Consider the following 10,253-nt stretch of genomic DNA (forward strand, 5'->3'; position numbering starts at 1 on the left):
CCGCAATCGCCACGCACGGCCCAGGGAGACGGCGATGACACTCACGGACGCAGTGCGCCTCAAGCTCCTGGAACCGCCGGTCGGCCGGTTGCGGGTCGTGCTCGACACCGACACCTACAACGAGATCGACGACCAGTTCGCGCTGGTGCAGATGCTGCTGTCGCCGGAACGCTTCGACGTCGAGGCGATCTACGCCGCGCCGTTCTTCAATGCGCGCGCGGACAGTCCCGGCCACGGCATGGAGCTGAGCTATCAGGAAATCCTTCGCCTGCTGGAGCGCCTGAGCGTCGCGCCGGAAGGCCTGGTTCATCGCGGCGTCACCGACTATGTCGGTCCGGCTAAGACGGCGCAGGCGGCACCCGCCGTCGACGACCTCGTGGCCCGGGCACGCGCGGGTACGCAGGACAATCCGCTCTACGTCATCGCCATCGGCGCTATCAGCAACGTCGCCTCCGCCCTTCTGAAGGCACCCGACATCATCGACCGTATCGTCGTGGTCTGGCTCGGCGGCCATGCGCTGGAATGGCCCGACACCATCGAATTCAACCTCAAGCAGGATGTCGGCGGTGCGCAGGTGCTGCTCGACAGCGGCGTGCCGCTCGTGCTGGTGCCGTGCAGGGGCGTCACCTCGCGCCTCCACAGCACGGTGCCGGAGATCGAGCGCTACGTCGAACCGCATGGCAGCATCGGCGCATTCCTCGCGATGCGGTTCAAGGAGTATTCGTCCGATCACATGGGCTGGGCCAAGGAGATCTGGGACATGGCGCCGGTCGGCTGGCTGCTGAACCCCATGTGGGCGCCGAGCGTGATCATCCCCGCTCCGATCCTCACGGACCAGATGACGTGGAGCATCGACCGCAGGCGGCATCCGATCCGCTACGTGACCTACGTGGATCGCAACCCGATCCTGAAGGACTTCTTCCTGAAGCTGCGGGATTTCACCGCGTCGAAAGTGCCGTAGGGTGGGCAAAGCGACTTGTCCGCCGTAGCTCGAAGAGCGAAGGCGGAAGCGTGCCCACCATAGCGTGCCGAGACGGCGGAGAGATGGTGGGCACGGCGCGCTGCGCCTTTGCCCACCCTACCCGCCCTACTCCGTCCTCCGCAAAAACGCCCCGAACGCGCGCGGGCCGTCGCCGGTCTTGACTTCGCCGATCACCTTCAGCTCCGCGGCGTCGATGATATCAAGCGTGTTGCTCTCCCAGCAGGCGACGATGATGCGCTTGCCGTCGACCGTTGCATTGATGCCTTCGGGGTAGTCGCCGACATTGATGCGCTTCACCGGCTTCAGCGTCGCCAGATCGAACACACTGACGGTGCCGCCATACTGGTCCGTGACGAAGCCGCGCCCCTGCGCCAGCGCCACCGCATAGGGCCGCATCCCGACCGGCACGCGGCCGATCTCGGACCCAGTGGCGATGTCGATCACGGAGACGTCGTTGGAGCCGACATTGGCGGTGTAGGCGCGTTTTCCATCGGTATCGATGGTGACGCCGAACGGGCGCGTGCCGACCTTGATGACCGCCTTGCGCGCGCGCGTCGCCGTGTCCACCACCGAGACGCTGTCGTCGTCGCGGTCCGCCGAGAGCAGCAGCTTGCCGTCAGGCGTTACCGCAAGGCCCGATGGCGAGGCGCCCACCACGATGCTGGCCGTGACGCTGCGGCTCGCCGCGTCGATCACCCGCACCGCCGCGGCGTACCAGTCGGCGACATAGACGGTGCGGCCGTCGGGCGCCACGGCAATACCGAGCGGGCCGCCGCCGACCTCGATCCGCCCCGTCACCTGCCGCGTTGCCGCGTCCACCACCGTCACCGCCTTGGCATCCGGGCTGGTGACATAGGCAAAGCGGCCGTCGCCGCTGACGGCGATACCCGCTGGCTTGCCGCCGATCGGGATGGTTGCCACCGCACGTGCGGTGGCAAGGTCGACGACCATCAGATCGTCGCTGAGCTGGTTGGTGACGAAGGCCTCCTCGGCGGACGCGCTGCCGAGGCAGGCAAGGCTGGCGGCGATCGCCGCCAGGACCAGCACGCGCACGGTCAGCTTCCGCTCTCGATCTTCTTCTTCAGTGCCTCGAGGCCGGCCTTGTAGAGCCCGCTCACCGCAGTCTTGGCGGCCTCGTCGCTCAGCTCCGGCGGCGGATCGTTGTTGGGAAACCCGCGGTAGAACGCGCCGGCCCACTCCAGCGTCGCGCCCTTGCCGTCGGCGCTCGGCGTCACCGTCAGCGTCGAGGAATAGTTGGTGACCGGCAGCACCTTCACGTCCACGGCGGTGATCCGGTAGGAATAGGTCATCGCGGCCGCGTCGAACTTGTAGAGCTCCTCGTCCACGGTCGCCCCGCCGGTCAGGGTCAGCCGCCGCGTCGCGCCGATCTCGTTGCCCTTCTCGCCCTCGGTCTTGGTGACGGGCGGGAGCCAGCTCATGTCCTGGAAATTGCCGATCACCGCCCACACCTTGGCCGGGGCTGCGTTGATCTCGATGGATTCGCGCACCTTCTGCCGGGTCGGCCCGTGTGCCCAAACCGGCTCAAATGCGGCCGTCAGAGCCATCCCCGCCACCGCCAGCGCCGCCACCCCGGCGACCGCCGTTCCGCTTCTCATCCTCATACCGTTTCCTCACTCCTGGAGCTGCGCGACTTGAGGCGCGCTGCGATCATCGTAGCGCATTTTCGGGCCGTGGGGAGACCGGTTCGTGGCACGGCTGTGGCGGGGATCGCTCCCGCATCCACGCCATCCCTTGCGTTGCCCGACGGGCAAAACACACAAGGCCGGGGTCAATCCGTTCCGATCAAAATAATTCGCTTTACGCGAATTCGGAAATGTCGCATGTTTCGGCCATCCTAGCCCGGTCCGAGGGGCGTATCGCGATCGTCACGACACGCGGGATGGGACGTGGTGGACGCAGGCGGCGTCGGCGCGAAGGTGGTTTGCAGGGCGGCTCGCGCCGTGAGCAACGACCCGCGCGCACACGACCGGTGCAGCCTGCGTACGGCAAAATCGTGTGGTCCTGGCATCCGGGGTCTGTGTGCCAAGTCTTGCGGTGACACGTGCTGCCCGACCGAGCGGGCGCGTCAGCCATCCGCAAGGCGACGGGGGCAATAGTGCATCGCTCCCCGGGGAGATCACGACATAAGCCGTAAAACCACTGCGCAGGGAAGGCCGGATGTTCGGCTTCACCTGTATGCCGCTGTGCATCTGCTTCCAGCGCATTTCGCGCACAGCGGACCGCGGGTGCCAGCCGGCACCCGGCCTTCCCTGCGCCCTCGGCACTTTCGAGGGCGGTGACGACAGCAAGGCCCGGGCAGTTCATGCCGCGGGGCCGCGAAGGTGTGTTCGCGATTCAGATGCGAGTGGAAAAACAATGCGCGTGCCTCATTGAAGCGGCAGACGTCCCCCAATCATTCCGCCAGCGTCGCCTCCACGAAGCCCCGCGGGTCGTCACAAAACTCCCGCATCAACCGGTAATGGTCGGTCTCCTCCACCGTCACCGGCTCCAGCCCGTATTTCCCGAGCCGCAGCAGCTTCGCATTGGGATAGGCCATCAGCATCGGCGAATGGGTCGCCATGATGACCTGGCAGATGCGGGAGTCGTCCATGCGTCGCAAGAGCTTCAGGAATTCGATCTGACGCCCCGGCGACAGCGCCGATTCCGGCTCGTCGAAGATGAAGATGCCCTGGCGCTGGCAGCGCTCTTCGAAGAAGCGCAGAAAACCTTCGCCATGGGAATGCGACAGAAAATCGGGTCCGACCTGGCCGGCATCACGTGCGGCCTTGTCGAGATATCGCGCCACCGAGAAAAAACTCTCGGCGCGGAAAAACCAGCCGTTGGTGATCTTCGGCAGCCAGCTTGCGCGCAACGCCTTGGAAAGCTGGCCACCCATCTTCTCCCGCGCGTCGGAATGATCGACCGGCATGTAGCCCTTGCCGCCACCGGCATCGTCATAGCCGGCAAGCGCCGCGATACCCTCGAGGATCGTCGACTTCCCGGTGCCATTCTCTCCGACGATGATCGTGATGGCGGCGTCGAAGCTAAGCTCGAAATCATCCGGGAAGATGGGCAGGCAAAACGGATAAGCCTCGCGATCGCGAACTTGAGACGAATCGAGCCAGATCCGCTTCAGATACGGCGCCGGCAGGTTGATCATGCGATTGCTTCTTCGGCTCATGTCCGGCTTCCAACCCACTCCGGTCGATATTTCGGCCGGAACATATCAGGAACACAATCTTCGCGAAAGCTGCATCTGAGAAACATACAGCAACAAAACTCGGCACGCGTCACTTGGACGCAAACTAAAACTTAAGATTGTACTCTAGAATCGCCTTAAGAAGACGTTGCTGTGAGACAATCTGTTGGCATGAGGCCAGCCCCCACCTCGCGACCCGGCAATGATTGACGGACGTCCAGGACCGTAAGAAGCCGCGAGGAATGCGCGATGGTATCAACGTATTTCAGCTACAACTACATTTCGCACCATCTCAAGCAATCCCTGACGCGGGTCGAACAGCAGACCGACGTCGCGCGAGAGGCCGCCTATTACAAGGCCAACATCGGCAAGGTGAAGACCGTCGATGATCTCATGAAGGATTATCGCCTGTATCATTACGCACTGAAGGCGTATGGCCTGGAAGACATGGCCTACGCCAAGGCTTTCATGAGAAAGGTGCTGGAGAGCGACCTCTCCGACGCAAAGAGCTTTGTCAACAAGCTGGTCGACAAGCGTTACCGGGAGTTTGCCGCGGCATTTTCCTTCAACGGCACTGCGACGCCGGTTGCGCAATCGGAGAACCAGACCGACGAGACGATCGGTCTGTACACGGCGACCAAGAAGAGCCAGGTCGACGCACTTGCGGACGATACGAAATACTACAGCGCCCAGATCGGCAGCATCAGCAGTGCTGATCAGCTGCTGAACAACGATCGTCTCCGCAACTATGTCTATTCGGCATTCGGGATCGATCAAAGCAAGTGGCCGCCCGACACGATAAGCCAGGTCCTGCGCAGCGACCCATCCGATCCGAACAGCTACGTCAACACCGCCTTCGCGTCTCAGTTGACCGGCCTCAACGCCCAGCTCGCTCAAGCCAAATCGGACGTGAGCGCCACCAATACGAAGATCGCCGACTACACGGCCCAACTCTCGCAACCGGGCGCCGACGTGGCTCAGTTGAACGTCCAGATCCTGGTCGAAAAATATCACCTGGAGTCGTACACGAAGAGCATTTCCAGCCTCAACGACCAGATCGCGACGATAGGTGGCTTTGTAGACTTGGCCGGCGCGTTCGAGTTTTCGGCTGACGGGTCGCTGCCGTCGGGTGTGCCCGCGCAGACTGCTGCAAACGTCACGCTCACGACAAAGCGGTTCGACGACAGCAAGTCCGACGTCTATGCGGCGGCAAGTCCCCTGAATGAGGCCTTCGCAACCGTTCAATTCAGAAACGCGATCGGCAAGATCGATTCAGTCCAGGCGTTCGTATCGACTCCAGCCGTGTATGATTTTGCGCTGGGCGCCGTCGGCCTCGATCCTGCAGAGGTCTCGCAGGCCACCGTCAAGGCGGCCCTCGAAAGCGATCTCAGCGATCCCAAGAGCTTCGTCTATACGCTCAAGGACAACCGATACGTCGAGCTCGCGCGCGCCTTCAACTTCGACGCAAAGGGCAATCTGACGACCCCCTTGGTGGCTCAGGACTCGGCAAAAGTCCTCCAGACCGCGAAGGACTACGTCATTGCAGTGCTGAAACAGGCAAGCCCTGAGCAGCAGAAAGCGGTTCGGGAACAGGCCCAGAAAGACGCGACGTCCTATCAGGAGGCCATCGCAGGCATCGACAGCGTTTCTGAGCTGCTTGCGAACCGGAAGATGGTCGATTTCATTCTCGTCGCCAAGGGCCTGGACCCCAAGAAGGTCAGCACCGAATATCTGAAGAAGATATTCGCGTCCGATCTGAACAATCCAAAGAGCTTCGCGAACACCGAGAGCGATCATCGCTTTGCCGAGATCGCGGCGTCGTTCAATTTCGACAGCAAGGGCAATGTCGCGCGCCTTGCGATGGTTGGTCCTCAGAAGCAAGTCCAGCTGCGGGAAACACAGGCGAACTATCTCCAGCAAAGCCTCGAGCAGCAGCAGGGGGATACGAATCCCGGCGTGCGCCTAGCGCTCTATTTCCAGCGAAAGGCGGGGGAGATCACGTCCGCATACGACATCCTTGCCGACAAGGCTCTTTCGGAGGTGTTCAGGACCACCTTCAATTTGCCTGACTCGATGGCGGCGATGCCAATCGACCAGCAGGCCAAGTTCGTGGACAAATTCATGAAGATCAAAGATCTTTCCGATCCCGCGAAGGTCGAAAAGCTGCTGGGCCGTTTCTCCGCCATGTATGACGTCAAAAACGGCCAGAGCATCGGTCAGGGACAATCCCCCTTGCTCAATCTCTTTCAGGGATCCGGCTCGGGGCTAAGTGACTCTACGTACTTGGCCATTGCCAAGCTACGTTCTCACTGACGATCGCTCGCCGAGATTAGCTCAACACCTCGAGCACCAATTCCATGGTCATCAGCACGGGATTGTCGCCACGGATCAGGCGGCCTTCCGCGATACCGCCGGTGTAGTCGATCAGCGCGACATCGAGCGCCGCTTCGAGTGCGCCCGAAGGGCCCGGTGCGATCGCCCCCGCAGTCACCGCAAGCTCCGTCGCAAACGGCTCGGTCACGCCGCCATGGGTGAAGCGCGCGCCGACGGTCGAGCCGACGCCGCCATGAATCTTCGCGCGCGCAATGCCGTGCGCGCGGCAAAAGCCTTCGAGGCAGAAAGCGAAGTCCTGGTTGGGGCGCAGCCGCAGCGCGAAGGCGCGACTCGTCGCGCGCGCACCAGTGCTCGCAGCCGCAACCGGTCCGAACAGCTTGAAATTGGTCTCGGGATCGGGCTCGGCCGTGAACATCGCGCCGTCGAGGCCGAAGGCCTCGACCTCGAACGGCTCAGTCACCATCGTCTCGTCCGGCAGCATATGGCCGCCACTTGCCTTGCCGTCTGCCTCGGTCCACAGCCCATGGCAATGAAAGAACGGCGCGCCGTCCCGCGTGCCGAGCGTCATGCGGCCGAGCTTCGTGCGCGTCACGCCCTCGGGCCGGAACGTCTCGCTGTAGAAAGCGGCGTTCTCGCCGGTCTTCGACAGCGCCGGCATCACATAGGCAAACGGCCCGAGCGTGCCGCGGCCGAAGTTCAGCACGCCGCCGGCAAAACCCTCCCCCGCAAAGCCGCGGCGTGCGGCTTCCAGCAGCGGCACGCCTGCCTCAAGCATGAACGTGAAAGCGCGTCCCCTCGCCTCCACCCATTGGATGCGTTCCGCGCCAGGTGCGCCCGGCTGCTTGATGCTGCGCATGACCCTCGCTCAGCCTGTTTTCGTCTTGTCGAGGTCGAGCAATCCGCGCGCCTCGAGCTCGTCACGCACCATGCGCTTCGGCACCTTGCCATAACCGGACTTCGGCAGCGCCTCCCAGAAGAAGAACCGCTTCGGCATCTTGTAGCGCGGCACTTTTGGCGACAGGAACGCCGCCATCTCCGCTTCAGTCACGGCCGTCGCACCCTCGCGCGCAACACAGACGGCCACGCCGACCTCGCCCCAGGTCGCATCGGGCACGCCGAGCACGGCAACCTCGCCGACCGCGGGATGCGTCAATATCTTCTCCTCGATCTCGCGCGGATAGATGTTGGAGCCGCCGGAGATGTACATGTCGGAAGCACGGCCGGTGATGTAGACGAACCCCTCCTCGTCCATGTGGCCGAGATCGCCTGTGCGGAACCAGCCGTTGCGGAACGCCTTCGCATTGGCCTCGGGGTTGTCGTAATAGCCGGCGAGCACCGCAGGACCGATCACGCAGATCTCGCCGCTCTGGTTCGACCCGAGCTCGCGGCCCTCGTCGTCCTGGATCGAGACCTGCATACCGGTGCGCTCGAAGCCGCAAGTGCCGATCTTCGCATGCGGGCCGTCCTCGGGGTCGTGCAGCGCCGCCGGCAGCACGGTGATGTTGCCGGTGACCTCGCCCAGTCCAAAATACTGCACGATGACCTTGCCGAGCTTCTTCAGCGCGGCCTTCTGGTCCTCGCGATACATCGGCGCGCCGGCATAGATCACGTGACGCAGCGAGGAGTGATCGTATTTGTCGGCGGCGGGATGCTCGACCATCATCTTCAGAATGGTTGGCACGGTGAAGAGATTGCTGACCCGATGCTTTTCGATCAGGCGGAACGCCTCGTCGATGTCGAATTTCTCGGTCGGCAGCAGCACGGTGCGTACACCTCGCGCGGTCTGCACCAGCTGATGCACGCCGGCGCCATGCGAGAGCGGCGCCACCACCAGCGAGGCGTCGTCCTCGGTGACCCCAGGCGTCAGGTCGGCGAGATGGTTGGTGACGACAAAGCCCATCTGGCCGTGGGTCAGCACCGCGGCCTTGGAGCGGCCCGTGGTGCCGGAGGTGAAGAAGAACCAGCAGGGATCGTCGTGCTCGACAGCGACGTTCTCGACCACGTGCCCCGCATGCGATGCGATGGCATCTGCAACCGACGTCTCACCGAACGCGCCCTTGCCGTCAATGCTCCAGGTAAACGCAAGCGCGCCGCCGCTCACGGCCGCCGCGTGCTCGGGAAAATCGACGTGGCACAGAAACGCCTTCGCGCCGGAGGCCTGGGCCAGGTAGGAGACCTCGTCCGGCATCAGGCGGAAATTGGTGGGCACCCAGACCGCACCGAGCCTGAACGCCGCGAACATCGAGAAGAACATCTCGTCGCCATTCTTGGAATGGACGAGGATGCGGTCGCCCTTCGCGATGCCGCGCGCGGCGAGCGCCGCCGCCAGTGCCGAGACCTGGGCGTCGATCTCGCGCCAGGTCCAGGACCTGTCACCCCAGACGAAACCGGGACGCGATCCATGCCGCCGCGCATTCTGGGTCAGCATGTGAGCGAGATTCATGACGCGGCGGGACATGCGCAGGGGCTGCATGGGGCTTCCTCTTCGACTGCGGACGGCGCGCAAGCCGCCCGCTCCTTGCTGCCCATTTATCGCCAACGCCCGCACCCCCGCAAGGCCGCCGGCCGCGCACCTGCTCTACGGCTGCTTGAACGCGAACGGCGTCGCCGTGATCGTCTTCTCCTTGACGCAGGCCTGCGCGCCAAAACCACCGCAATAGCTGCCATGCAGATCGAACCGGATGGTGCGCGCGGCGCCGCGCTTCACCGGCGACGTCACGATCTTGTAGCTGCGGACATAGCCGTCGAACACGGGGCGCACGCTGCCGTCCGGCAGCGTCACCAGGATGTCCATGACGCAGCCGCCGGTTCCGCAATAAGTGGTCTCGCGCTCCCCGCATTTTGTGTCGCGGAAATCGACGATGTAGTCGTCGCGGCCGTCACCGGTCAGGTCGATCCGGCGCACCGTGTCCGGCGCAAAGGTTACCGCGCCACCGTCCTGGCTGTCGCATTCCTCGTTGGCGTAGCGCAGCGCCTTCTGCACACCGGCTGGATAGTCGGCCGGGTTGAATGGTCTTGCGTCGTCGGCGCGCGCAGCGGTGACGAGCAGAGCGAGCAGGAGGATGAAACAGCGCATGCGCATTGGTCGTCGGCGATGCCGCAGGCGTTCAGGGATTTTTAAACATGATCGGCGCAACCTCAGCCAGTTCTCGCGTACAGAGTGCCGCATCATGGTCAAAGCGCCCGCCTTCCTCCTGTTGTCGCTGGCGCTTGCCGGATGTGCCGTCGCGCCGCAGGCGCATCTCGCTTCCGATCCGGCCTTCAAGCCTGCCCGCTTTGCCTGGGATGGTGCGGGCGAAGATCCCAATCAGCAGCGCCCCGCCTCGGGGCCATCGCGAACAACGCGATCCGCCGCGGTATCCGAGCGCAACAGTTCGCAAGCCGGACTTCAGCCCTATTCGAAGGAATGGTGGCAGGCGCAGGACGGTATCGAGGCCGAGCAGGACGCCAGGGTCAACCGCGCCCTCGTCATCTGCCAGGGCTGCGTCCGCCAACAGCCGAGCGAGGACACGCGCGTGGCCAAGGCCGCGGACTGAAACACACCGGATTGAAGCGGCCGAGCCAGGCCGGGAGACCGCCGCGCCGGAGCCGGTGGGCAACGAGCCGGTCACGCGCGCCGACACGGATCGGTGCGATCGTGCGCGCAATGATCAACCGCCATTGATCTACGGCGAAGCGCTGCGCCCTGCGCGATGTCTCGTTTTCAAACAACTATCGCCAAAAAACGCGGAAAAACGC

General features: G+C 63.8%; 9 protein-coding genes. 3 read left to right on the forward strand and 6 right to left on the reverse strand.

The genetic code is table 11. The features are described from left to right. The first annotated feature begins 34 nt into the window (after positions 1–34). Positions 35–961, forward strand: a complete 927-nt coding sequence (locus WN73_RS40395; protein WP_271557874.1) for a nucleoside hydrolase — start codon at positions 35–37, stop codon at positions 959–961. Between the two features lie 126 nt (positions 962–1,087). Here the strand turns inward: WN73_RS40395 and WN73_RS40400 are convergent, their stop codons facing one another. The 3 genes from WN73_RS40400 to WN73_RS40410 all read right to left on the reverse strand — a co-directional run bounded on the left by WN73_RS40400 (position 1,088) and on the right by WN73_RS40410 (position 4,163). Next, on the reverse strand, positions 1,088–2,035 hold the full coding sequence (locus WN73_RS40400; protein WP_271557876.1) for a YVTN family beta-propeller repeat protein: 948 nt from the start codon (positions 2,033–2,035) through the stop codon (positions 1,088–1,090). A 2-nt stretch (positions 2,036–2,037) separates the two neighbouring features. After that, positions 2,038–2,604 carry an SRPBCC family protein gene (locus WN73_RS40405; RefSeq protein WP_011087475.1) on the reverse strand — a complete coding sequence of 189 codons (567 nt, stop codon included), beginning with the start codon at positions 2,602–2,604 and terminating at the stop codon, positions 2,038–2,040. Positions 2,605–3,395: 791 nt separating this feature from the next. Continuing rightward, on the reverse strand, positions 3,396–4,163 hold the full coding sequence (locus tag WN73_RS40410) for an AAA family ATPase (protein WP_271557878.1): 768 nt from the start codon (positions 4,161–4,163) through the stop codon (positions 3,396–3,398). 267 nt (positions 4,164–4,430) lie between these two features. Between WN73_RS40410 and WN73_RS40415 the strand changes: the two genes are divergently transcribed. Next, positions 4,431–6,494, forward strand: a complete 2,064-nt coding sequence (locus WN73_RS40415; RefSeq protein ID WP_110116101.1) for a DUF1217 domain-containing protein — start codon at positions 4,431–4,433, stop codon at positions 6,492–6,494. Positions 6,495–6,510: 16 nt separating this feature from the next. On the opposite strand, the gene WN73_RS40420 is transcribed toward WN73_RS40415, so the two are convergent. The 3 genes from WN73_RS40420 to WN73_RS40430 all read right to left on the reverse strand — a co-directional run bounded on the left by WN73_RS40420 (position 6,511) and on the right by WN73_RS40430 (position 9,591). Continuing rightward, a complete protein-coding gene (locus WN73_RS40420; RefSeq protein ID WP_271557881.1) occupies positions 6,511–7,371 on the reverse strand; it encodes a PCC domain-containing protein in 861 nt (286 codons plus the stop codon). Positions 7,372–7,380: 9 nt separating this feature from the next. Further along, positions 7,381–8,988 carry an acyl-CoA synthetase gene (locus tag WN73_RS40425; RefSeq protein WP_271557883.1) on the reverse strand — a complete coding sequence of 536 codons (1,608 nt, stop codon included), beginning with the start codon at positions 8,986–8,988 and terminating at the stop codon, positions 7,381–7,383. Between the two features lie 105 nt (positions 8,989–9,093). Beyond that, complete coding sequence (locus WN73_RS40430) at positions 9,094–9,591, reverse strand: hypothetical protein (RefSeq protein WP_028171868.1); 498 nt, start codon at positions 9,589–9,591, stop codon at positions 9,094–9,096. Positions 9,592–9,685: 94 nt separating this feature from the next. On the opposite strand from WN73_RS40430, the gene WN73_RS40435 reads away from it, so the two are divergent. Next, entirely contained in the window at positions 9,686–10,051 is a 366-nt protein-coding gene (locus tag WN73_RS40435; protein WP_028171867.1) for a hypothetical protein, read from the forward strand. Positions 10,052–10,253 lie beyond the last annotated feature (202 nt).

Origin of the sequence: Bradyrhizobium sp. CCBAU 45394, from assembly GCF_028128655.1 — a bacterium.
Lineage (GTDB): Bacteria > Pseudomonadota > Alphaproteobacteria > Rhizobiales > Xanthobacteraceae > Bradyrhizobium > Bradyrhizobium diazoefficiens.